The sequence below is a fragment of the Paenibacillus sp. FSL R5-0810 genome (assembly GCF_038002285.1).
Classification (GTDB): Bacteria; Bacillota; Bacilli; order Paenibacillales; family Paenibacillaceae; genus Paenibacillus_AQ; species Paenibacillus_AQ lactis.
This window is the reverse complement of record NZ_JBBOCF010000001.1, coordinates 1,880,592-1,905,608: the sequence shown is the minus strand read 5'-3', so window position 1 is coordinate 1,905,608 and position 25,017 is coordinate 1,880,592. Positions and strand designations below refer to the sequence as shown.

The window sequence follows — 25,017 nt, the reverse complement described above, 5'->3', positions numbered from 1 at the left end:
AATAATTGAGTCTATTGATATATCGTACAAAAACATTGACGCAACGGGAGGTTTGAATGTTTAACTTATTTCAATAACAATCTTTCCCTTCGCATGATGACTTTCGCTTATGGCATGGGCTTCCCGGATCCCTTCTACAGATAATGGATATCGGTGCCCAATCAAGACCTTAAGTTTGTTTTGTTTCAAAAGCTCAGCCATCTTTGCTAATTGTGAGCCATTCGGTTTCAACCAGACATTGCCTGATTTTATGTTTTTTTGCGCGGCCTTTTCTTGATTAGGCTCAGACACTATCGATGCCATTTTGCCGCCATTTTTTAAAATGGTAAAGCTCTTCTCTTGGTTTTCGCCCCCCAACGAATCAAGGACAAAATCATAATCGCTCAGAACTTTTTCAAAGTCTTCTATCTTATAGTCAATAACTTCATCGGCACCAAGCGACTTTAATAAATCCACATTATGTGTTCCCGCTGTAGTTGCAACATAGGCTCCCGCATGCTTGGCAAGCTGGATGGCGAATGTGCCGACGCCTCCTGCTCCGGCATGAATCAACACCTTCTCGCCTTTTTGGATATTTCCAAAGTCGAATAAGCACTGCCATGCAGTTAATCCGGCCAGCGGGACACAGGCAGCCTCTTCAAAGGTTAGATTCTCAGGGATTTTGGCGAGCAAATGAGCATCCACCGCAGTATATTGCGCATAGGTTCCCCGGTTCGTTGTTTCAGGACGAGCAAAGACCCGATCCCCAACCTTAAAGCTGGTCACTTGTTCGCCAACCTCAGAAACGACACCAGCAGCGTCCCATCCTAGAATAATCGGGAAATCGAACGGCATCATGGTCTTGAGATATCCCTCACGTAGCTTCCAATCGATCGGATTGATCGAAGTGGCATGGAGCTTTACGATGACTTGTTGCTCTCCAGGAGTAGGCTTTGGAATATCCGCTTCTTTTAATTGCTCTTTTCCGCCATATTGTTCAATAATGATAGCTTTCATATCCATTCACTCCTCATATTTTTGGGCAACAAGCATAAGCAAATTTTCGCGTAGTTTTTATAATTATGGGCAACTGCGATCCGGTTGATACCCCAGTACGATAAGGTGAAATCCTCTATTAAGTCATCGGATAACCATTCATATCCCTGGGCAGATAAACGATTTATAATTGAAGACAGACGGAGCGCGGAAGGGAGAAAACATGTTAACGACACAACAATTAATAGACATTGAGCAATTGCAAAAAGAGTGTGAAAGTCATGATCATGTACAACTGAAGCTGAATTGGGAAATGCTCAGGGAGCGCACTTCTGACCAAATGGATTATTTGCAATACGAGCATGGCGAGCTCGTCGCGTTCTTAGGTTTATATGCTTTTGGTTCTGCTGTCGAGGTTTGCGGCATGGTAAAGCCAAGCGAGCGGCGTAAGGGATATTTCCAACGATTGTTCGATCATGCCATGGAACACATCAAACGAAGCGGATACAAAAAAATTTTGCTGAACGCGCCTGCAGGATCGGATGCGGCAAAATCCTTTTTGAATAAACAAGGCGTTAAGTATGCGTTCTCGGAGCATCAAATGAAGTGGTAGGAATGTCCGCTTGAGGAAACGAGCGGTCTTGTTTTGCGGAAGGCTACGATCAATGATTATGAAATGAGCGTACGGATATCCGTTCAAGCGTTCGGCATGGATGAAGAAGACGCCAGCGTGATGGAAAGCAAAACGTTCGCGGATCATACGGACATGCTCATGATTGTTGTGAATGAAGAAACCGTCGGTAAGCTGCGAATAAGCAGGGAAGAAGAGGGGCAGGCATGGATTTATGGATTCTCGATCCTGCCGGAATATCAAGGAAAGGGAATCGGGAGACAGGTGTTGCGCCAAGTCATTAAAGAACAAAGCGCTGCCGGATATTCGGTACACTTAGAAGTTGAAACGAAAAACGAGCATGCGCTTGGATTATATGAATCCGTTGGATTCAAAGTTGTGCACACGCAGGATTACTATAGCTATCCATGCTGATAAGTGCTGATTCCAACTCACAGGGGAGGAAGACCGTTAGATTGCCTGCAGAATCGTTGTTTTTGGAAATGTTCAATGCGTATGAAGAAGGCGCTGCATTTGCAGCGCCTCTTTGTTTGGTTGGGGCGGGCTTCCCCGGTTCATTCGCCATCCCACGCTTGAAGGACCATAATCGCTGCTCCGGTAGCGACGGCTTCATCGGTGAGGATCCCCGGGGTGAAGACCGGATTGTATTCGGGGTAATGATATGTATTTTTCTTGGCGATTTCCACCGCGTTGTCGAACACCATCCGATGCGCGGTCATCAGCGGTCCGCCCAGTATAACGTATTCGGGATGAAGCGCATTGATCAGATTGGCGAGACCGATACCCAAGTATGCGGCGGTTTCCGTAAATTGCTCGGTTACGAGCGGATCCCCGCTTACCAGAGCGTCGACCAGCGCTGAGAAATTCACATGATCCGGGGGCATGCCGGACAACATGCTGTAGCGCCCGATTTTCAGTTGGGTACGTACGCGCTCTTCCAGCGCGGGGACCGACACGAAGGCTTCCAAAGCGCCATAGTTGCCTTTATCACGGAGGCGAGGGCCGTTCGCCTGGATGATCATTTGCCCGACCGCACCCTCGGTATCGACGGCCCCGCGCAGCACTTGACCGCCCGACATCGCGGCGGACCGGATATTAACGCCGGCATGCACGTAAAGGGCATGCTGTATGTTATGCGCTCTAAGTGCCCAATGCTCACCAATCAAAGCGGTATTGGCACCGTTGTCGAGTAAGGCGGGGATCCCCAGTCTTGTCTCAAGCAGCTCGCAAATCGGAACGTTTATCCACGAAGGAGCCGAGAAGAATTCCGGCTCGAGAATCAAGCCTTTGCTCTGATCCAGCGGACCGACCGCTCCGATTCCAATTCCCAGGACATCGTCTGCCGAGATTCCTTGGGCGGCCAGAAATTTCCCTGCTTCACTTGCGACCAGGTCGACCAACCGCTCCGGCGTCATTTGATTGTCCATATTCCAGCGTGTCAGAGACAAAGTATTTAGGTGCATGTCATAAAGACCGAGCGCGGAATGAATGCGGGATATATCGAGACCTAACATATACCGGTATGTCGGATTGGTCTGAAACAGGAGCGGCTTTCTGCCGCCGGTGGAGCTGCCCAGACCGGAGACGACAATCAGCCCTTGGGAGGTCATCTCTTCAAGCAGACGCGTCATGCTGCTGCTGGTGATGGAAAAATAATGCATCAAATCGACTTTCGAGGCAGTCCCAAGGTAGGAAATACGATCGTAAACCTGCTTCTTAAGCGGAGGATTGGAATGAACCACCATAAGCATCGTTCTCCATTTCCAAGTTCATTAGTCGGGTATATCAAGTATAGCGGCATCGTCGTATTATTTCCAGACAAGACATCGGATTAATCAACTTTACATCATTTTGATATTATTACACAAGAACTTCATATGGATTTTGATTCTATCATAATGATTTGTCAACATATTCCTCGCCAAAAATAAAACTTAATACCAAAATGGAATTAATGTGCTATAATTCTGATATGACAAACTAGAGCATAAAGGGTGAGGCCGGATGAACGATGCGCAAAGCCGGAGATTTAAGCTGTTGAGGCAATTGTTCGGCGTTTTTTTAAGAATCGGACCTTCCACGTTCGGGGGAGGTTATGCGATGATCGCGATGATCGAACAAGAAATCGTTCATAAGAAAGGGTGGATGAACGAGGAAGAGATGGCGGAGATGATGACCATTGCCGGCTCCGCTCCAGGTGGGGTTGCCGTTAATTCCTCTGCCTTTATCGGCTATCGGCTTGCCGGGATCTTAGGGGCGGTTACGGCAGTCTTTGCAATCACGCTGCCCACGTTCATGATCGTATTTCTTCTGAGTCTCCTCAGCACGATTTTTAAGGATAACGAGAAAGTGACAGCTGCGCTCCAAGGCATTCATGCTTCGATAGTGGCTCTGATTATCGTTGCTGCCTGCAAAATGTGGAAGTCCTCCATCCTGGATGCCGCTACGCTGATGATCGCAGCGATTGCGGTGCTTCTCTTGTTGTTCACCAGTATCCATTCGCTATATCTGATCCTTGGAGGGCCGCTTGCGGGAATAGCGGTGGTCTTATGCAAGCGCAAACTCGGAATGGCCGTTCGTACAGAGAAGCCGCCGTATGAAGAAAAGCGGGAATTGCAATATCCGGAATATTACATCTGAAGGGGGATCCACTTATGCTATGGCAGTTATTCATTGTCTTTCTTAAGGTGGGCCTCGTTTCGTTCGGCGGCGGATATGCCGTGCTCACGCTAATCCAGCGGGAGGCGGAGGGAAGGGGATGGACGGATCTCGGGGAATTCCAGGAAGTCGTAGCTATGGCCGGCATGGCGCCGGGTTCCATTGCGACCAATGCTGCTACTTTGATCGGATACTCGGAGGCCGGTGTTTTAGGAGCCATCGTTGCCACGGTCGGCATCATCTTGCCGTCGCTCATCCTCGTCATTCTAATTTCGGCTTTCTTTCTGAAGCTGTACAACAACGATTGGATCAAATCATCGTTTTACGGCTTGCGTCCGATCGTTACCGGCCTAATCATTTACGCCGCTATCCATTTTGGACTCGGCGGGCGCGGAGAAGCGGTGCCGAGCTGGTCGATAATCGGAATGCTGTTGATCTGCGCCGGCAGTATCGTGATGGTGACGAAGTATAAAGTACATCCCTTTGCAGTGATTTTGCTGTCCGCGGTTGCAGGTATCGTAGTGTTCTAACCTTCAAATGGATGGCAAGGATAAATTTACAGAAAAAGAGGGGCAGATCGAAGGCAAAATAGCCTTATCGAACGTCCCCCCTATTTTAGTTACAAGGTTAAATCATGAAGTTATATTTAATGAAGAAGCCGTTCAGGCGTGATGAATTCTCGGCATCGGCATCGGTTCTTTCCCGAGCTCTGCCCACACATATTTGAGAAGAAGCTCCGACTTTAACCCTTCGTACCCTGGTTCGCTCCATAAGTTGCGAAGCTCCCCCGGATCCTCCTTCAGATCGAAAATTTCCCCATACGTTTGATTGTAATAGACCGTGATTTTGTAGCGATCATCCACGTACGTTTTTTGATGAATCGTCGTCGGCTCGTGCCGGAATTCGCAGATTGCATGGTCCCTTACGCTTTCCCGGGAGCCGAGCCAGACGTCCTTCTGGTTGACGCCGGCCATGGCTGGCGGTATCGGCAATCCGCAGAATGAGAGGAAGGTGGGCGCCAGATCAACCAGGGATTGGATGGCACTCGACTTTCTTCCTGCGGGAACCCGGCCGGGATACCGCACAATAAACGGAAGCTTGATCAAATCCTCATAATGAAATCCTCCCTTGGCCTGCAGGCCATGTTGGCCGAAGAAATGACCGTGATCCGTCGTAAATACGACCAGGGTATTCTCGGCTAGACCCAGTTCGTCCAGCTTATCCAGAATGCTGCCGATATATTTGTCCATCAGGCTGATCATGCCGTAATAAACGGCGACCAGCTTCTTCTTGTCATATTCCGTCAGCCGTTCTTTGCCCCCGTATTCATAATAATGATGCGAACGATAACCGTGGATGCCGAATCCCGTCTCCATCCATTCGGAGAAGTCGGGATTTTCCTCCTGGGTCATGCCGAAATGCGGTGGATTGCGATCATGCTCACCAGGCACAAGCGCGGGGATCGTAAGCTCCTCCGGATCGTACATCGTATCCCATGGCTCCGGAGCCAAATATTCCGGGTGCGGATCGAAGAAACTCGCCCATAGGAAGAACGGGACTCCGGTTTTGTTGTGCTCCTCGAGACGGGCGTTCGTACGCTCGGCAATCCACGCGTTGTAGTGGTATCGTTCCGGAATCGGCCACTTGTACGTTTGCTTGGGATTCATTGTGCCGGTAGGAGGAAGGAAGTACTGGCGCCAGTTAGTACATCCATTCTCTTCCAGCCACAGTGCATAATGCTGTCCGACATGTGCCTCGTTCGTATGGTTGCGTGCTAGCTCGACGTGGTCGAAGCCATAGAACGGTCCATGGAACTTCCGCCAATATTCCAAGTCCTGCAAGACCGGGTATGCTTCTTTCGATTCGTACTCCGGCGTCGATTTCAAGGGCTGAAAATGCGCTTTGCCGATCAACGTGGTTTTGTATCCTGCCGCACTGAAATCTTCCCCGACCGTATGGCGGTCCTCCAGCAATTTCGTTCCCAATGTCCATGCGCCGTGTTGGCTTGGGTACATGCCAGTAATGATAGAGGCTCGACTGGGCGTACAAGTAGGATTCGGACAATAGGCCCGCTCGAACATCGTCCCTTCCCGTACCAGCCGATCCAAATTCGGAGTCGAAATTTCCGGTTGAAAGGCACCGATCGTGTTCCAATGCTGTTGATCACTTGTGATTAGTAAAATGTTAGGTTGACTAGACAAAATTTATCCCCTCCCATTATGATAATATTGAATTATCAATGGTTTAGGAATATCGTTATGTTGTCTACATATTGTCATTTTGTTATCTAGATGATTTCATCAACACTTTCAGGAGGGTGGCAATCGATGATGCAGGAATATGATCACGAGTTTGCCGAGTTTATTTATTACACGCCCGGCTACCTCGATAAGGAGGCGCAGTTATGGCCAGTCCGGGGCGGCCGAAGCATTGCTAAGGCTAATTACAAGGTCGGGCCGAAGCGGATTGAATGTTACAGCCTTCATTTGGTTCTTGAAGGAAGGGTATGCCTTGAATTCGGCGACAAAAGGGTGGAGCTCAGCAAGAACGATCTGTTTTGTCTGTTCCCGGGCAGGACCTATGATTATTACGCGCTTGCATCCGATGCGCCTCTGCAAATGAATTGGCTTGCCGTGGACGGCACCCGGGTCAAAGGGCTGCTGGGGCTTGCCGGGATCACGCCGGATCGACCATACGGGAAACAAATGGTTACTTCACCGGTCAAGGAAGCGGCAGCAAAAACGCTTGATAAGATGGCCGGCACCGAGCGCTGGCATCCGGCCGTCTCTTTGGCGCTTCAAGGGATGGTATGCGAGCTGATGGCGCTGCTTATACCCGATACAGAACCCGTCCACTCAAGCGAGCCCTCGCGGTGGATCCGGGCGTGCATGGATTTTATGGATCTTCACGCAACCGAAGGGATAACGGTGCAGCAGGTAGCAGCTTTCGCAGGGGTGCACCGCTCGTATTTCTCCAACGTGTTTGCCGCTCAAGTCGGGGTATCCCCGCAGAAATATCTTCAAAACATCCGTATGGAAAAAGCGAAGCGCCTGCTTACCGAGACAGATGCTTCCGTCACTGAAATCGCATTGTCCCTCGGCTATCCGAACCTGTACACGTTCACACGAGCTTTTAAAATTTATTACAATATGCCTCCGCTGGCCATGCGAACCGGTGCGAAAGGTTAGCCGGAGCTTGTTATTATTGCAAACGCTTACGACCCATCTTGTTTTTATCATTCCAGCCGAAAAGGAGAGCGGACAATGACGCTGGCCACGCTGCAAAAATGGATTTCACCCAAATTAAGCATTCAGGGAAAAATGTTTGTTGCGCTCGGTTTTCTTACGCTCCTCTCGATCGTCTCCGTTACCAGCATCGTTTATGTGAATATGCGGGATACGATCAAGCGTACCGCCATTACCTCGGTTTCGGACAGCATCCGGCAGGCGGACGAATCCCTTAACGTTATGCTCCAAGAGATCGATCGGCTGAACACGGTTGCGGTTACCAACAAAAATACGGTGATCGATACGGTCCTGAGCCCAAGCGAAGAAATCAGCTATGAATGGTTTCAAGAGCAGAAGAGGATCACCGAATATCTGTCGGGATTGATCGATTACAAGCCGTATATTTCCCGAATTGCCGTCATCGGCCTGAACGGAAAAGTATTCTTCTCGGGAGGGCCTTGGATCGACCGTACGTTCCTGGAAACAAGCACGATGGATTTCATGCTGCGCAATGGGGAGCGCCACGCATATTTCAAGCATTTGGGCACAACGGAGGCAATCTCTGTTGGCCGCGTCCTCCGCTACGATCGGGAAACGATCGGCGTGGTCATGGTGGACCTGCATTATGATTTCATTCGTAAAACATACGGAGTCAAGCCGACCGCCGATAGCATGCTGTATGTGCTCGACGGGCAGAAGCAGCTTGTTTACAAGTCCGATTCGGCTCCGGCAAGCGTAACCCCCGGTATGGAAAAAGCGATTTATGATGCAGCTGAGCTGTCCAGTATCGAAGAAACCGCGGAACAAGTCATTGACGGAAAGCCTTATATCGTCGTCAGCCGGAAATCGGAGTATACGGGGTGGACGACCCGGGCGTTGATTCCGCTCGATTCGCTGCTGAGCGAATCCATAAGAATACGCAATCTCATGGTAGAGGTATCGGTCGTGGTTTTCATCGCCGTGCTGTTCGGATCGCTTCAGATGTCGTCCCGCACCACTCTGCACATCCGCCGTTTGAAAACGATGATGATGCGGGTCAAGGACGGGAATCTCGACTTTCCGAGAACGGAGATCGAGTCGAAGGACGAAATCGGCGATTTATATCACGTGTTTATCGGTATGGTGGATGAATTGAAACGCTTGATGGAAGGAATCCGGACGAGCGAGCAAGCCAAACGGGAGGCGGAGCTCACCGCACTCCAGGCACAAATCCGCCCGCATTTTCTCTACAATTCTCTGAATACGATCAAATATTTGGCCAAGCTGAACGGGGTGCCCAACATCGAAGAGGTGTCGGGAGCACTGATTGAACTGATGCGCGGCGTGCTTGGTAATTCAGGAGAGCTTCTTACATTAAGAGAGGAATTGGATTACGTCAACAGTTATGTCGCAATCGTCAAATACAAGTTTATTGAACCGATTCCGGTGCAGATTCAGGTAGAAAATGAAGATCTGCTGGAATGCCGCGTACCCAAGCTGACATTACAGCCCATTGTCGAAAATGCGCTGATGCATGGCTTCGGTCCATCAGGCCACGGGGGATTCGTGCTGATCCGAGTCTTCGGCGAGGATGGAGACCTGAAGATCGAAGTGATCGATAATGGCAAAGGCATGAGCAATGAAAGCATGGTGCGGCTGGAGGAGAGCAGCGAAGGGACTTACTCGCGCTTCAGCGGCATGGGGGTGCGTAATGTGCATGAGCGGATCCATAGGCTGTTCGGCAAGCCCTATGGGATCAAGCTCTATAGTGAAGAGGGATTGTACACGAAAGTCGAGCTCAGCTTCCCCGGAATGGGGAGCGGTAAATAGATTGATATAAAGGGGAATAAGCGATGTATCAAGTGCTGTTGGTTGACGATGAACCTTTGGTGCACCACCATCTTAGAACGATATCGGATTGGGGCATTCACGGTTTCGAGCTGTGCGGCGAGGCCTATGAGGGAGAAACGGCGCTCCGTATGATTGAATGGAATCGGCCGCATATCGTCATTTTGGATGTAAGTATGCCGGGCATAAACGGTGTGGAACTCAACCGGACGATCCGGGAACGGTATCCCTTCGCCAAAACCATTATGCTGAGCAGCTACGACGACTACGACTATGTTCGCGAATGCTTAAAGAACGGGGCAGTCGATTATTTACTCAAGCATCGTTTGGACGCAGCTCAGCTCATGGGCGTTCTGAAGAAAGCCGTACAGGAGATGGAAGAGCGTGAAGCGGAACATCGTCTGTTACCCGCCGGTCCTTCGGATATGCGTGAGCTCATCGTTCAAGCGCTGCGGGGAAAGACCGAGTCGGCGATCGAATTGGAGACCTATTCCAGACAGAACGGCTTGTATGCGGGGGCAGTATGTTTTGCAGCTGCGGCAATGCAAATTTCTTCCTTCCTGCTGCTCACAGAGTCGCGAAGCGATGTGGAGACGAACCGGCTGATGAAGCAGGCGGTAGATCTGATGCAGCAAAGCCTGGGCGGCGACATGTCGCAGCGGACGGCAGCTTATGTGGAGAACGGACGCATCGCCGTCGTGTTCGCATTCCAGGAGCGCAGCGAGCAGGCTGCCGCAAGTGAAGCCGAAAGATTGATGAGCCATCTCCGTCACTCGCTGGAGCTGTTTATGAATTTGAAATGCACGTATGCCGTCGGACACATATGCTCCAGCCTCTCCCGGCTCGAAGCCAGCTACCGGACGGCTGAGCGGGCCTTGGATGCTGCTCCGGCCCTGCAGCCGGCGGGGCTGCACAGCGAACGTGTATCCTTGACCATCGAGGAGCAGAAGCAGCTTCTTCTCACCGTGGAAAATTTGGACGGAGAAGGCGTAAAGGAAGTGATTGCTTCCGTGTTTGACGGACTTCGCAAGCAGCCGATCCATTCGCCGTCGGTCCAGCTGATCGTACGCGAGCTGTTGTCCGCCTCAGAGAAGGCGATTCGAAAATGGCTTCCCTTAGCTGATGAAGGCGAAGAGAACGGCGTCCTTCCACCGCGCGACGATGTGGGACAAATCGGGAGCGTGGATGAATTGGAGCAATGGCTTCTTTCTTATTATGCCGAGCTGTTGAACCGTTTGAAGCTTCAGCGTGCCGCCGGCCATCATTCGCGGCATGTTTCCCAGGCGATTTTGTTGATCCTGGAGAAGTATCATAGCTACATTACGCTCGAGCTTGCGGCAGGGGCGATCGGATTGAATCCATCATATCTGAGCCGGATTTTCAAAGAGGAGACAGGCATGACATTTTCGGAATACTTGAACCGGGTGCGAATCGATGCAAGCCGTAAGCTGCTGGAAAGCCGGCGCTATTCGGTTAAGCAAGTCAGCGTCCAGGTCGGCTTCAGCACCTACAATTATTTCTTTAAAGTATTCAAGGAAAGGACAGGCATGACGCCCCAAGCCTATGTGCAAAGGGTCAGGCCAGGCAACTCCGTAAAATAAGTGGAGTATGAGGTCATATTTGTGGAATTTGCCCTCTGATGGGATCGACTATAATAAATCCACATCAACGCAAACGCTTACAAGTAGTGATATTCATCGAGAAAGAGGAGGTCATTGTATGAAGCGAAAACAATGGGGCAGGTCTGCAATCAGCTTGATGATTATATCAGGCCTGATCCTTGGGGGCTGCAGCTCCGGGACCGGCGGGAAGAAGGATACCGCCCCAGAGGGAGCAGCGTCAAACGCGGTGAGCAAGGAAGGATTCCCGATCGTGCAGGAACCGATCAAGCTGAAGATGTTCACCCGGATCGCACCCGTGAACGGGCCGTTCAAAGACATGCCGGTATTTCAGGATTACGAGAAAATGAGCAATGTTCAGGTTGAGTTTATCGAAGCACCGACCGATGGCTTCCAGGAAAAGAAGAACCTGCTGTTCGCCTCGAATGAGCTTCCGGATGTGTTATACCGCTCCGGTCTTACACCGCTCGAAGCGGTTCGTTACGGGGCAGGCGGCCAGCTGATTCCGCTGGAAGACTTGATCCGGGATTACGCCCCCAACCTCACCAGGCTGATGGAGGAATATCCAGAAATCCGCGCGGCAATTACGACGCCGGAAGGTCATATTTATGCGATTCCGGGAATTGTGACGCTCGGATCGGCACGGACGGACAAGAAATGGATCAACCGGGCTTGGCTGGAGAAGCTGAAGCTGCAGGTGCCCGAGACGACGGATGAGCTGTACGACGTCTTGGTCGCTTTCCGCGATCAGGATCCGAACGGAAACGGCCAGAAGGACGAGATTCCGATGACCGCCCGTGTAGGACTACATATCGTGACGATGATGAGCGGCTCATTCGGTCTGGATCAGCAGTTTGGCTACAACATTAACATCGTCGACGACAAGGTTGAAATTTGGATGGGCAGCGAACGCAACAAAGAAATGCTGATGTACTTGAACAAGCTGTACAAAGAGAAGCTGCTTGATCCCGAGGTGTTCTCTCATACGGAAGCGCAGTATTTGGCGAAGCAAGGGTCAGGCAAAACGGGAGTATTCTTCGACCAAACGAATAACAACTTCCTGCCGATCGCGGATCAATACGAAGGGATGGCGCCTCCGGCTGGACCGCACGGAGACCGGATGCAAAGCCAGGCGTCGCCGGTGCCGAGAGATCCAGGAGCTTATGCCATCACGTCCGAGAATAAGCATCCCGAAGCATCGATTCGCTGGATCGATTATTTCTACAGCGATGAAGGCTCCACGCTCCTGCGGTTCGGTAGAGAAGGCGAGCACTACGAGCTGAAAGACGGCATCCCGTACTACAAGGAAGAATACTCGACTTCCGAAACGCAGCCGAAAATTACCCCGTATGCCGGCGGCGGAGCGCCTCATCTGATCAGCGAGCAGGTCTCCTCCTATATTAATCCGCCGCAGGTGCAGGATGCGCAGAAGAAGCTGGATCCGTTCATGCCGGAGATACGTTACGCGGCACCGATGTTTGATGAGAAAACCGCGCAAGAGGTCAATATCCTACGCAACGACATTGACAAGTATTACGAGGAGCAGAGCACGAAATTCATTGCCGGCGCCCTCAGCTTCGATAAATGGGAAGAATTCCAGTCGACCTTAAAGAAGATGAAGATGGATCAGCTGCAGCAGTTGTATCAGGATGCTTACGACAAGATGAAAAAATAAGGCTGATTGCCGCTGGTTAAGGAGTAGATATTATGAACAACATGGAGGCCCCTCCGGGGGCCAACCTGCCCCCCAGCCGTCCGAATCGCGGCAGCCGCCTCTTGGTTCAGATGGCCAAACGATATGACCTGTATCTGATGCTGCTGCTGCCGATTGCTTGGTATCTGATTTTCCACTATGGTCCCTTGTACGGACTTCAAATCGCTTTTAAAAATTTCAACCCGGCCAAAGGGATATTCGGCAGCGAATGGGTCGGCTTCGAGCATTTTACGCGATTTTTCGATTCGTATTATTTCTGGAGACTGCTGCGCAATACGCTAACCATCAATTTGATCTCACTGCTGCTCGCGTTCCCTATTCCGATCATGCTGGCACTGCTCGTGAATGAGATTCGCAGCAAAGCCTACAGTAAATGGCTGCAAAACATCACCTATATTCCGCACTTTATTTCCGTGGTTGTCATCGTGGGCATCTTGACGGTGATGCTGTCGGTTAACGGTCCTTTAAACATGCTGATCCAGACATTTGGCGGAGATCCGGTTCGGTTCATGGAATCGGCCAGCTGGTTTAAGACGATCTTCATCGGCTCGAACATTTGGCAGAACATGGGGTGGCAGTCGATTATCTACATCGCGGCGCTCAGCGGAATCAATCCGCAGCTGTACGAAGCGGCCAAGATCGATGGAGCCTCCAGGATGCGGCGCATTTGGCATGTCTCTCTGCCGGGAATCGTGCCCGTCATCGTCATTTTGCTGATTCTCGATGTCGGACAATTCATGAATATCGGGTTCGAGAAAATATTGCTGATGCAAAACAACCTGAATCTAGAGGCAAGCGACGTGATTTCCACGTTCGTGTACACGACCGGGATTCTTAAGGGCGAATACAGCTACACCGCGGCGATCGGGCTGTTTAACTCGGTGATTAACCTTACGCTGCTGCTTCTAGTGAACCGCTTCGCGAGGAAAACGTCGGAGACGAGTCTATGGTAAAGGAGGAGGGCTCCATGTCCCAACGAACCCCGGTTAATAAAACGCGCCATACCGCGAAGGATGAACGTTGCTTTGACATCGTGATCTATTCGGTCGCCGCGGTGATCATGCTGATCGTGCTGTATCCGCTGCTGTTTGTGGTCAGCGCCTCATTCAGCGATCCGGCAAAGGTGCTGGGCGGAGAGGTGTGGCTGCTGCCGAAGGGCGTGACGCTGGATGCTTACATTAATATTCTGCAAAACGATAAAATCTGGACCGGATACGGCAATTCAATTCTGTATACGGCAGTCGGAACGACGATCAATATCTTGATGACGCTGCTCGCGGCTTATCCGCTATCAAGGCCGGATCTGCCTTTGCGCAAAGGGCTGATGCTGATCGTCACGCTCACGATGTTCTTCAGCGGAGGATTGATTCCGACCTATCTGCTCGTCAAAGACCTCGGGATGGTCGACACAATGTGGGCGCTGATCATCCCTGGGGCGGTCTCTACGTACAACCTGATCGTCATGCGAACGTATTTCCAATCCAGCATTCCTTGGGAGCTTCAAGAGGCTGCCCATATTGATGGCTGCTCCAATTGGAGGCTGCTCATCAGCATCATTCTGCCGCTGTCGAAGCCGATCTTGGCGGTCATGGTGCTGTTCTATGCGGTGGGCCACTGGAATTCCTTCTTTAATGCGCTTATCTATATCCGCCGCGAAGAAATGTATCCGCTGCAGCTGGTGCTGCGCGAAATATTGCTGATCAGCCAATCGGATGCCGTGGACGGCAGCGTAGGTCTGGAAGATAAAGTGCTTCTGGCTGAAAGTATCAAGTACGCGGTCATTATTGTGTCCAGCCTGCCGGTGCTCATCATGTATCCGTTTGTGCAGCGACATTTTGTCAAAGGAGTCATGATCGGCTCTATCAAAGGTTAAACGACTAGGAGGGATTCATTTGAAACGCAAAGCGAAGATAACAATTGACGTTGGGCGGCCCGGCGGGCATACGATAAACCCTTATCTGTTCGGTCATTTTGTCGAGGATATTCGCGATCACATGGAGGCGATGCTGGCCTATCCTCTGAAGGACATGGATTTTGAGAGCGAAGCCGAAGGCAAGACAGCCGTATCCGGAAGCTGGAGGCCATTTACGAATGGACGGAACACTTCGTATGCGCTGGAAGCACCGGCTCCGAAGCATTCGGGACGGGCGCAGCGAATCCGCGTCCAGAGCGATGATGAGGCATTTGCCGGAATTGCGCAAGAAGCTGCACTCAAAGGCCCGATGGCGTACAGCGTCCGGGTGGTGGCACGGGCGTCCATCGAGCTGCAATACTTGATCGTCGAGGCGGCGGACCGGCGTACGGAGGAGTTACTCGGCCGTGCAAGGATTGAGCTGGGCAGTCATAACTGGAAGGAGTACGAGGCAGCGCTGCCGGTGTCCCGCACGTGCGAGCATGCTGAAATCCGGGTATACGTACCGATGGAGCACCCGAGATGGACTGATCATGTATCCACGGGCATGCTTTGGCTCGACCACGTTTCCTTGCTGCCCGCAGACAATATCGGCGGCGTGAAGGGCGAAGTGATGGACATGACACGAGAGCTGAACGCGGGCATGATGCGGCTGGCCGGCAATTACATCAGCGCCTACCATTTTGAACATGGAGTGGGATCTGTATTGGAACGACCGGTCATGTTCAATGAAGCCTGGGGCGGCTGGACGAGCAAATATTTCGGCACGGACGAGTTTATCCGGTTCTGCAGGGAGCTTGGGGTAGAGCCGCTCATCTGCGTTAACGATGGTTCCGGAACCCCGGAGGAAGCCGCTCGTTGGGTGGAGTATTGCAACGGAAGCGCCGAAACCCCAATGGGGGCGGTGCGTGCCGCTAACGGTTACCCGGCGCCTTACAATGTCCGGTATTGGGAGATCGGCAATGAGGTTTGGGGAGGGTGGCAGGTAGGCACCTGTTCTGCGGACCGTTTTGCCGAGCGGTGTGTCTCCTTTGCCGAAGCGATGAAGGCGGCGGACCCGTCGGTCGTGATATTGGCCTGCGGGCATACCGACCAAGACTGGAACCGGGCCGTGCTGGATATTGCCGGCGCACATATTGATTATCTGACGCTGCATCTGTATCACGGCCTTAACCGGTTCGGGATGAACCGGGATACGCCTGCAGAAGAACGCTACAAAGCGATTGCCGTCTTCCCGGAATGGACCCGGGATGACATTCGCCGCACAGTAGAACAGATTCAGGCTACCGAGAATCATCGTCATATCAAGCTGGCTATCACCGAATACAATACGATGTACTATCCGAACACCGTGCGTAAAGGCTTGCCGGATGAGCATACGCTGGGGGCCGCGGTCGCCAACGCCGGCAATCTTAATGAAATGCTGCGAGCAAGCGACATGGTGCATATCGGCAGCTTCTCCGATCTTGTTAATGGATGGCTCGGTGGCTGCATCCGAGTAGGGGATTATTATGCGGACCAATACCGCGGCAAATTACCAGGTTGGAGCGGCCATCCGTTGACTGTATACGGAACTCCGACCTACGAAGTGATGAAGCTGTATGCGAACCGGGACATCCATAGGCTGCTTCCTGCCGACGTGGAGTGCGGCAGCTTCTCGGTTCGGTCAAACAAGCCGGCTCCGATCGATCTTGATGCGATGCCGGATCTTGATGTCGTCGCCTGCACGAATGAAGACGGGAGCACCATGACGGTCTTTATCGTGAACCGCAGCCTGCAGGAAGTCCAGGTTGAACTGAATCTTCCCGGATATGAATCGTCCTCAGAGATACTGCTTCACGAAATTACAGGCGACTCCGTGGAAGCGATCAACTCTGTATTTGAGCCGGAATGCATTAAATCGACGGTAAGAACTGTTCCATTCGAGGCGTTGCAAAACGGTTATCCGCTGCGTCCGGCATCGGTATACGCACTGGAGATGAATGCCGCGCCAGAAACGGGGTAGGTTGGTTTACGAAACAAGGGCGAAAAGCCCATCCGAACCATCATTGCGAACAGGAAATAGGAGGAGAGGAAATGACAACCAGAGCTTATCGGAAGGATTATCCCAGGCCTCAATTCGTCCGGGAACATTGGCTGAATCTGAACGGTCTTTGGGATTTTCGTTTTGATGACGACAATGTGGGCGAAGAAGAGGGGTGGCCTAAATCCCTAGCGGGTACGCATGCGATTACCGTCCCATTTACATACGAAACGAAGGCAAGCGGGATCGGGATCGAGGAGTTTCATCCGCATGTGTGGTATGGAAAAAAGGTGCATATCCCGAAGGAAGCGTCAGGTAAACGAGCCATCCTTCACTTTCAGGCGGTGGACTATAGCGCTAAGGTATGGATCAATGGGAACTTGGCCGGCAACCACCAAGGAGGATACGCGGCTTTTAGCTTTGACATTACCCCGTATTTGGTCTTCGGAGCGGACAACCAAATCACGGTAAAGGCAGAAGACAGCAATGATTGCACCATACCGCGCGGCAAACAGCGCTGGACCAAGGACAGCTTCGAGTGCTTCTATGTTCAGACGACGGGCATTTGGCAGACTGTATGGATGGAATTCGTGGAGCAGCAGCGGCTGGACACGGTCAAAATCACTCCGGATATCGACCGGTCAACCGTTCGCTTCGATTACCGGTTAAGCGGAATCGACGCGACCTTGGATTTACGGTTGGAGGCGATCGTGACGCTGAAAGGCAAACCGGTTAAACGAGTCTCCTTGCTTGCGGATCGACCGAATCTATCGGTGGAAGTTGATTTGGTGCACGAGGCGAACGGACCGTGGAAGAAATGCCTCTGGTCGCCGCAGCATCCGAATTTGTTCGATGTGGAATTTGTCCTGTATGCGGGAGACCGGGTGGTCGATCGGGTTTTTTCCTATTTCGGAATGAGAAAGGTTTCGATCGAGAACGGTCAAATACTGCTGAACAATGCGCCGATATATCAACGGTTGATTCTGGATCAGGGCTACTGGACGGACAGCCATTTAACGCCGCCAAGCGAGGAGGCAATCATTGCCGACATCGACCTCATGCTGGAGATGGGCTACAACGGCGTACGCAAGCATATGAAAATCGAGGATGCCCGCTTTTTATATTGGTGCGACGTCAAAGGGCTGCTGGTCTGGTCCGAAATGGCGGCTACCTTCGAGTTCAATGAACGAGCGGTCGAAGCGTTCACGAAGCAATGGCTGGAAATCGTCGATCAGCAGTACAATCACCCGTCCATCATTACCTGGGTGCCGTTCAATGAGTCTTGGGGCATTCCGTCCATTCTCCGTGACGTCCGGCAGCAGAAATTTACCGAAGGCATCTATCACCTTACCAAAGCGGTTGATCCTTTCCGTCCTGTCATCACGAACGACGGGTGGGAGCACACCGTATCCGATATCTTAACGCTGCATGATTACGTCGAAACCGGCAGCGGCTTTTTGCGGCGGTACCGAGGCAACAAGGATGCCATCGTCAACAAGGACATGACCTGCAACCACTGGAAATACGCATTTGCCGAAGGGTATGAATATCGCGGCCAGCCGATCATCATCAGCGAATTTGGCGGCATCGCCTTCGAATCGGATAAAGGGTGGGGGTATGGCCGGCAGGTAGCTACGGAAGAGGATTTCATGAAGCGGTTTGAGGGCTTGGTTCAGGCGATCAAGAGCGTGGATTATATATGCGGGTATTGCTACACGCAGCTAACCGATGTGCAGCAGGAGATCAACGGCTTGTTGACGGAGGACCGCAAACCGAAAATCCCGTTGTCCACAATTAAAGAGATCAATATGGCTTAAGTTTTTTTGGTGGAAGTGACCGTAAAAGAACGCGTTGAAAGGCTGGATATACCGGAGGACAATTTTGATCCGAAATGATGCTGCGCAAGTCAGGTCATTGCATGCGTGTGTCATTTGACGAGTCAGCTGCCAAATCAACGAGGATCCTTGAGGCTCATGATAATAAATATTTCCTTTGCTGCTTCCTGTTGCGTCAACAATATCCTCGATGAACGCTCATAAGGGTTCATAGAAGCATGATAAGAAGGCCGGTCAGTCCGCTCTGGACTGCCTGGCCTTCTTCGTCTATTCCAATATTAAGTTATCCTTACGCCTGATAAACGAACAAAGCGGAGTCGAGAATCGGATAGACGCCCCCGCTCGTGAACAGCTCCTGCAGCCCCATTATAAATTCAACTGAACCAGCTTCCATTGCTGTGCGGCATTATTCAGGTCCTGCCAGATTTGCACGTTCGTCCCGTTGGCCGTGCCGCTGCCGCTTACGTCCAATGCTTTCCCGCTGTGAACGTTAATCAGTTTATAGGAACCGCCTCCTGCGTCGACGATCCGCCACAGCTGGTTCGCGCCGCCGTGATTGTCCCATATGGTCACATTGGAGCCGTTATCCGTTCCCCATGCGTCAACTTCAAGGGCTTTGCCGCTATGGACGTTGATCAGGCTGTAATTCCCCCCGGAAGTCTCCGTGATTCGCCATTGCTGGTTCGCCCCGCCGTGATCGTCCCATATGATCACATTCGAGCCGTTCTCGGTTCTCCATCCGTCAACCTCGAGCATTTTCTCGCTGTTCGGGTTCATGAGACGATAGGTTTGACCCGAGGCTATCGTGATTTGTTCCCGGATGAACTCAACCCGATCCAGATCCGCCCATTGGGATGAGGAGGAGTTCGATACGTAGAAACCGATCGTTGCCTTGCCGTTTGTCACTTGAATGTTCGAAATCGACACCGGCGTCCATGATGTTGTGATAGGGCATCCGGTTTGAAGCATGCTGCCGCCATAATCCTTCACTTCCATTACGCAGCTGTTCTGGCCACCGCTGCTTCGCATGTGGGCACGCATCGTATAGGTGCCGTTATCAAGGCCGGTAATCGTCTGACCGATATATGCAGTCGAGGGCCCGGTTGTCCCCGCAAGTCCAACGAAGTAAGAGCCTTCTGCTGCGGGAAGCCCGACACCGTCATTGACGCCGTGGATATGGATCCGGTTCGGATAATCATCGCCGTACGTGGTCCAGCCGGTTACATTCGCCGTTTCAAACCCGGGATTGTTGACGAGATTCGTTTGCGCTGGCGTCACGGAATGCCCAAAGCGCAGATAGATGCCGTTAGCCGGATAGGTTGCACTGGTGACGGCTGCGACGCGAGTGGAATCAATGGTCATGAGGGCGTTCCAATTGGAAGACTTCGTATCGGACACTGGAAAAACGTTGGTTTTATGCTGCCATGTCGCGCCGTTATCGGAGCTGATCATCGTATGCATCGAGGTGTAGGGATCTCCCGTATTGGCGCTGCTCTCATCGGTCTGGAATGCCGCCATGAGGCGACCGTCAGCGAGCTTTACGACGAACGGGGCACCCGCCTTTTTGCCGCTGCCGATTGGCACGTACAACGTCTGGCGGGGAACCGACCAATTGAAGCCGTCCGGTGAAATCTTGTATTTGATGACAAAAGGGTGGCCGGCTACGTCTGAGGCTTCGAACACGGTTATATACCGGCCGTCGTTCATCCGCGTGATGACCGGCATGCCGTCGCGGGAGCCAGCTGCAACTCCGTCGCTGACGGTGATGCGATTGCCCCAGCTGCTGCCGTTCCATGTCTTCATGTACAGATTTTGCAAACCGGTCGTTCCGACGGCCGTCGGGCTATCGTCCGCATAGAGCACCGCAATCGTATCGTTGATCATCTCCAAATGCGGCTCCCATAAACCTTTAAAGCCGGAGGCGGTTGAACTGCCGATCAGTCCGCCTGGCAAATCGCTCCATGTATGTCCGCCGTCAACGCTCCGCCGGACGTTTAGCTGGATCTCATAGGTCGAGCCGTTCTGCACGACGAGCCGGTAAGCCAGCCATATTTCTCCGCTCGGCAGCCTCAGCATTTGACCGTTTCCCACATTGCCGGCGGTGCTTGATACAGCTGTGATCGGAGCACTCCATGTTTTGCCGCCGTCCTGTGTCCTGGAGACCACGATTCGCGTGTTGCCTCCACCGGCGTTCGTGTCGAAGGATACAAGCCATTCGCTTGGCGACAGCTTGAGGAGCCTTGGATACCATACGCCTCCAGAAGGCGGGGTATAGATGGCGATCTGCTGCGAAGCCCATGCCATGCCGGTAGAAGCTGCATGGACCGGCGACAACGGGAGTGCCGTTAAAGCAAGCGCGAAGATCATGATGAAGGCAAGCGATTTCTTCCATAAACTTTGGATCCGACTCATAGACAAACCTCCCAATCCAATTTAGAAAGCGCTCTCTAAATTGGATTGTATCGCAGTTGATATAAATTAAGATATACTAAATATATATTATTTTCAGTCGGGTTCGATGTAAAAAGCGAGGTATGATATGGAGCATCCGCTATATAAACAAATTCAAAACGACATCCGCCGCCGCATTCGAAGCGGTGAGCTTCAGGCAGGCGCTCTGGTGCCCTCGGAGAAGGAGCTTGCTCAGCAATACGGCGTAAGCCAAATCACATCCAAAAACGCACTTAACGGATTGGTGGAGGAAGGTTTGATCGTACGATTTCGGGGAAAAGGAACCTTCGTGCGGGAGGATGGTTCTCCGGAAGTACGGGAGCATCCGCCGGTTACGAAACGGACGATCGCGATTATTTTGCCGACGATGAAAACCAAGATCGACCAGCAGCTGCTCGACGGGCTGGAGCGATACTGTGCCGGCAGAGGCTATGACCTGATGTTCCGCATTACGCGCGAGTCGCCGGAGGAAGAGTCCCGAACGATTGAGCAGTTCAGGGAACGGGGAGTTGACGGATTTATTATTTTTCCCGTGGAGCAGGAAAGCTACAATACCGCAATTTTACGCTTGTCCCTTGACCAGGTTCCATTGGTGCTTGTCGACCGCTTCCTGAAAGAGATCAAGACCTACAGCGTGAGCTCCGACAATTATGGCGGCGTCCGCGAAGCCGTATCCGGATTGCTTGCGGCAGGACACACGCGCATCGCCTACCTGTCTCCTGAAATTACGAATTCGGTTACTGACGAAAGAGCCAAAGGATTTGAGGCTGCCTTCATGGAGCAGGGCTTGCCCATAGACAAGACGCTGTGGTGCATGCTGGACCTGGGTACGATCGGAGAAGGGCGCGGCCAACGGGAAATCGAGCGTTTTCTGCGTGCTCGGCGCGATGTCACGGCGGTCTTTGCGGTTAACGCGGAACTGGCACGCTATGCCTCAAACGCGATTCGGGAAAATGGGCTGGGAACGGGGAGTTCACCCCAGCTGGCTGCCTTTGATGATCCGGATCTCGAAGGCGTTCCTTATGTCCATCAACAATTGGATGACGTATGCCGTATCGCCGTCGACTTGCTGTCGGAACAGCTAAGCGGGACTTTTGAGCCGAGGCGCGAAGTGGTACCCGTCCGTTGGATTTGGCCGCAATGATTCCTTTGACTTGAGGGAAAAACCTTCGCACAATGCGATTTCAAGAAGCGTCTGCGCCTGATATGGTGCAGGCTTCTTTTTTAAATGGGGGCAGGGTGAAGGGAATATGAACATGGTACAATGGCTGTAACGTAAATGTCTATACATAAGGTGAAAGATAGATCCGGTAATCGGGGCAAGGGGGATGACATGCAGCTTGAGACGAAACGATTGATCATTCGGGAGTTTACGATGGCGGATATGCGAGGATGTGCATCGCTATGCATCCGATCCCGCGGTCACCGAGCACACGATGTGGGGGCCAAATGCAGAAGAAGACACGCTGCAATACCTCCACATGGTTATTCAATACAGCGAACAGACACCGAGGAACAACTACGAGCTGGCGATCACATTGAAGGATGGAGGGGCTCTTATCGGAGGATGCGGCATTTATCGCATGGACACCAATGCCGAGATGGGATATTGCTTAAACCGGGATCATTGGCGGCAGGGTTATGCTTCGGAAGCGGCCGAAGCGATATGCCGTTTCGGCTTCGAGACGCTCGGTGTTCATCGGATCTATGCTACCTGCCGGCCAGGAAACGCAGGCTCGGCAGGCGTTCTTCGCCGCATCGGCATGACGCAGGAGGGCCATTTGCGCCAGCATCTGTGGTTCAAGGGACGGTTTCACGATTCGTATCTTTTCTCGATTTTGAGAGATGAACTCGATAGGTCCAATACGGAAGTGCGAAGCGATGAGCGGTGAAGCGGGACAGAGATTCTGGTTCGAGGTGAAGCCCGGCCGGAAGATTACGAGCACATTGATGTGATCCGGATTCCGGTTCAGGAGTGTCTGCACCGCATTCAGAAGAACGAGATCCAGGATTCGGAGCTGGTATTTGCCGTTTTGCAATGCTTGCTCCGTGGGATTATCCATCTTCATTGATGGGGGGGAAGGTAATGGAGTTCATCGGGATCGGATTCTTGTTAGTCGGTGTCATCGCTCTAGTTCTTGCTGTTCGTTATGCCATCGATACCTCCAAGATGATCACACGCATGGATGCAATGCTTCACGAGATGAGGCTGCTTCGTAAAGATATTCGGGAGCTCAAAGATAACAAGCACATTGTGGATAAGAAAGTATGAGGGAGATGCCTGAAATGGAAGCGGAAAAAATCCATATTCTTCGTAAGGCCGAGGAATTTGCCCGATCGGTGCATGAGAACGACGCAAGCGGTCATGATTGGTGGCATGTCAAACGAGTGAGCCGTCTTGCACGGATGCTGGCGGTATTTGAAGGTGCGAATGCCTTTCTATGCGAACTGGCTTCACTTCTCCATGATGTAGCGGACGAGAAATTGAACGACTCGAAGGAGGCAGCCATCGGAAGGTTGGAGGCATGGATGGCGCAGGCCGGTGTAGATCGGGATGACAGGGCTCATATTCTCTCGATCATCGCTAACATGTCTTATGCCGGAGGAACGGGTGCCGGGATGACCACATTGGAGGGGAAAATCGTTCAGGATGCTGATCGCCTGGACGCTCTCGGCGCCATTGGCATTGCACGAACCTTTGCTTATTCCGGGTGGAAGGGTCAGAAAATATATGACCCTTCCATAATGCCCCGTGATCATATGACTCGAGATGAATACCGGAAGGGCGAAAGTACCGCAATCAATCATTTTGACGAGAAGCTGCTGAAGCTGAAGGATCTGATGAATACGGATGCTGCTCGGCTATTGGCCGAGGGAAGGCATCAAGGCATGCAGTATTTTAGGAAGGCGTTCGACAACGAATGGGAGCTCGGAAATGAAGCTTATCTTAGGGAGTCGCCCCTCTTCAGAGGAAAAGTCTCATGTGTTCATGTAGCATTTGATACGTCCACTGCCGGCTCGTTAAGGATCAGTCTTCGTTCACGGCCCGACGAGCTTGTCATCGTCCTGGACGGCAATTTGATGGTAGGACCTTTGCCGGACGCTGAGCGCCTTTATGAATCCTTCGCGGAACGGATTCGGTGGTATGAAGAGCGATACAATGGATTAACGGCGGACGAGTGGAAGCTGATCCAGCTTGAGGCTGCTATCCGATGGGAGGTCTGGCCCGAGCAGTTAACCGCAGTGCCATGCTTCATTTGGGCCGGGGATTCTGCGAAAGAATTGCTTGGTCTCCGGCGATTGCTTTCACATCTTCCCGGTCATCCCGAGCTTTACCACGTGAATGCGACGAAAGTGCTGCATCAACGGAACCCGGATATCCGATATAAAAATACGGGCGAGATAACGCCCTGCGAACTTCAAAAGGTCCTGGATCTGCCTGATGGAATCATGAGGTTATCCGTGGAAGATCAGGAACGTTATCGTCAGGATTGGTTTCGTCTACTGGGCGAAAACGGCACGCTTCGCATTCTCCAGAACGGGGAGCTTATTACGGTTCCAGAGTCTTATTATGATGAAAAGATATTGAAGGCCGTTTACCGCGTGGAGGCCCGATTCGGGCATTTTAGGAAATCCTCGCGAGTTGTAGGTGAAGTGATCGGATCGGCAGAGATTGATACCGGCGATTCGTTTATCGAGTACCGGGTACGCCATCTGATTAATGAGGGTGCCTTGGTTTATGAAGGCAGCCTTGACGCGATGCGCAATTACAGCGTATCGCTGGTTGATTCCGGCCATTCCGATCAGCAATCGGAAAGCCATCATCGTCTTGCCGGGATCGTTAAGCTGAGAACGCTGCTAGGCGAATTGGCCGAAATTAATCTTCGAGAGCGAAGTATAATCGAGCAGCTTAAGGGGATCAATTGGAGGGATCTGGATCTCGGTCTGCCGAATATGCCGGCCGATTATGCCGACAAGGGGATGCCCGCCTTGCTTCAACAACTGATCCTTACCCAGCAGCCGCATGACCGGAATCGGGTTGAGCTTATAGAGAAACTAGTGCAAGCGATGCAGGCAATGATGGAAAGTGAAGAGAAATAGATCATTAGCAAGTTGTAGTCAACGATCAGGAATCGATTAAGGAA

General features: G+C 51.9%; 19 protein-coding genes and 1 pseudogene. 16 read left to right on the top strand and 4 right to left on the bottom strand.

The window, feature by feature from the left end; translation table 11 throughout:
* Positions 1 to 60: 60 nt before the first annotated feature.
* Entirely contained in the window at positions 61 to 996 is a 936-nt protein-coding gene (locus tag MKX76_RS08575; protein WP_210094970.1) for an NADP-dependent oxidoreductase, read from the bottom strand.
* A 202-nt stretch (positions 997 to 1,198) separates the two neighbouring features.
* Between MKX76_RS08575 and MKX76_RS08570 the strand changes: the two genes are divergently transcribed.
* Both MKX76_RS08570 and MKX76_RS08565 read left to right on the top strand, forming a co-directional pair.
* Positions 1,199 to 1,588, top strand: coding sequence for a GNAT family N-acetyltransferase (locus tag MKX76_RS08570; protein WP_244869107.1), 390 nt, complete (start codon positions 1,199 to 1,201; stop codon positions 1,586 to 1,588).
* Positions 1,589 to 1,621: 33 nt separating this feature from the next.
* Entirely contained in the window at positions 1,622 to 2,020 is a 399-nt protein-coding gene (locus MKX76_RS08565; protein WP_245256015.1) for a GNAT family N-acetyltransferase, read from the top strand.
* Positions 2,021 to 2,160: 140 nt separating this feature from the next.
* Here the strand turns inward: MKX76_RS08565 and MKX76_RS08560 are convergent, their stop codons facing one another.
* Positions 2,161 to 3,351, bottom strand: coding sequence for an ROK family protein (locus MKX76_RS08560; RefSeq protein ID WP_210094971.1), 1,191 nt, complete (start codon positions 3,349 to 3,351; stop codon positions 2,161 to 2,163).
* Between the two features lie 259 nt (positions 3,352 to 3,610).
* On the opposite strand from MKX76_RS08560, the gene MKX76_RS08555 reads away from it, so the two are divergent.
* Together MKX76_RS08555 and MKX76_RS08550 are read left to right on the top strand one after the other, a co-directional pair.
* Positions 3,611 to 4,246: a chromate transporter gene (locus tag MKX76_RS08555; protein WP_210094972.1), complete on the top strand. Its 636-nt coding sequence runs from the start codon at positions 3,611 to 3,613 to the stop codon at positions 4,244 to 4,246.
* A 14-nt stretch (positions 4,247 to 4,260) separates the two neighbouring features.
* Complete coding sequence (locus MKX76_RS08550) at positions 4,261 to 4,794, top strand: chromate transporter (RefSeq protein ID WP_213614055.1); 534 nt, start codon at positions 4,261 to 4,263, stop codon at positions 4,792 to 4,794.
* Between the two features lie 132 nt (positions 4,795 to 4,926).
* Here MKX76_RS08550 and MKX76_RS08545 read toward each other — a convergent pair whose 3' ends face one another.
* Complete coding sequence (locus tag MKX76_RS08545; protein ID WP_213614057.1) at positions 4,927 to 6,465, bottom strand: sulfatase family protein; 1,539 nt, start codon at positions 6,463 to 6,465, stop codon at positions 4,927 to 4,929.
* Positions 6,466 to 6,591: 126 nt separating this feature from the next.
* On the opposite strand from MKX76_RS08545, the gene MKX76_RS08540 reads away from it, so the two are divergent.
* The 8 genes from MKX76_RS08540 (at position 6,592) to MKX76_RS08505 (ending at position 18,403) form a co-directional block, all read left to right on the top strand.
* Positions 6,592 to 7,452: an AraC family transcriptional regulator gene (locus MKX76_RS08540; protein ID WP_244869109.1), complete on the top strand. Its 861-nt coding sequence runs from the start codon at positions 6,592 to 6,594 to the stop codon at positions 7,450 to 7,452.
* A gap of 75 nt (positions 7,453 to 7,527) precedes the next feature.
* Positions 7,528 to 9,300, top strand: coding sequence for a sensor histidine kinase (locus tag MKX76_RS08535; protein WP_007131358.1), 1,773 nt, complete (start codon positions 7,528 to 7,530; stop codon positions 9,298 to 9,300).
* A 23-nt stretch (positions 9,301 to 9,323) separates the two neighbouring features.
* Positions 9,324 to 10,919, top strand: coding sequence for a response regulator transcription factor (locus tag MKX76_RS08530; RefSeq protein WP_007131359.1), 1,596 nt, complete (start codon positions 9,324 to 9,326; stop codon positions 10,917 to 10,919).
* 118 nt (positions 10,920 to 11,037) lie between these two features.
* A complete protein-coding gene (locus MKX76_RS08525; RefSeq protein ID WP_007131360.1) occupies positions 11,038 to 12,612 on the top strand; it encodes an extracellular solute-binding protein in 1,575 nt (524 codons plus the stop codon).
* 32 nt (positions 12,613 to 12,644) lie between these two features.
* Positions 12,645 to 13,604 (top strand): ABC transporter permease, encoded by a 960-nt coding sequence (locus MKX76_RS08520; RefSeq protein ID WP_007131361.1) that lies wholly within the window; start codon positions 12,645 to 12,647, stop codon positions 13,602 to 13,604.
* Positions 13,605 to 13,618: 14 nt separating this feature from the next.
* Positions 13,619 to 14,524, top strand: coding sequence for a carbohydrate ABC transporter permease (locus tag MKX76_RS08515; RefSeq protein ID WP_007131362.1), 906 nt, complete (start codon positions 13,619 to 13,621; stop codon positions 14,522 to 14,524).
* Between the two features lie 19 nt (positions 14,525 to 14,543).
* Positions 14,544 to 16,568, top strand: a complete 2,025-nt coding sequence (locus tag MKX76_RS08510) for an alpha-L-arabinofuranosidase C-terminal domain-containing protein (RefSeq protein WP_210094974.1) — start codon at positions 14,544 to 14,546, stop codon at positions 16,566 to 16,568.
* A 71-nt stretch (positions 16,569 to 16,639) separates the two neighbouring features.
* A complete protein-coding gene (locus tag MKX76_RS08505; protein ID WP_341033465.1) occupies positions 16,640 to 18,403 on the top strand; it encodes a glycoside hydrolase family 2 protein in 1,764 nt (587 codons plus the stop codon).
* A 384-nt stretch (positions 18,404 to 18,787) separates the two neighbouring features.
* Here the strand turns inward: MKX76_RS08505 and MKX76_RS08500 are convergent, their stop codons facing one another.
* Complete coding sequence (locus tag MKX76_RS08500) at positions 18,788 to 20,833, bottom strand: RICIN domain-containing protein (protein ID WP_210094975.1); 2,046 nt, start codon at positions 20,831 to 20,833, stop codon at positions 18,788 to 18,790.
* A 127-nt stretch (positions 20,834 to 20,960) separates the two neighbouring features.
* Here MKX76_RS08500 and MKX76_RS08495 point away from each other — a divergent pair, with 127 nt between their 5' ends.
* From MKX76_RS08495 to MKX76_RS08480, 4 genes and pseudogenes are all read left to right on the top strand, one after another.
* Positions 20,961 to 22,016 (top strand): GntR family transcriptional regulator, encoded by a 1,056-nt coding sequence (locus tag MKX76_RS08495; protein ID WP_341033464.1) that lies wholly within the window; start codon positions 20,961 to 20,963, stop codon positions 22,014 to 22,016.
* 189 nt (positions 22,017 to 22,205) lie between these two features.
* Positions 22,206 to 22,764: pseudogene (locus MKX76_RS08490) on the top strand (GNAT family N-acetyltransferase).
* A 194-nt stretch (positions 22,765 to 22,958) separates the two neighbouring features.
* A complete protein-coding gene (locus tag MKX76_RS08485) occupies positions 22,959 to 23,144 on the top strand; it encodes a hypothetical protein (protein ID WP_007131369.1) in 186 nt (61 codons plus the stop codon).
* A gap of 14 nt (positions 23,145 to 23,158) precedes the next feature.
* Entirely contained in the window at positions 23,159 to 24,973 is a 1,815-nt protein-coding gene (locus tag MKX76_RS08480; protein WP_341033463.1) for a DUF3658 domain-containing protein, read from the top strand.
* Positions 24,974 to 25,017 lie beyond the last annotated feature (44 nt).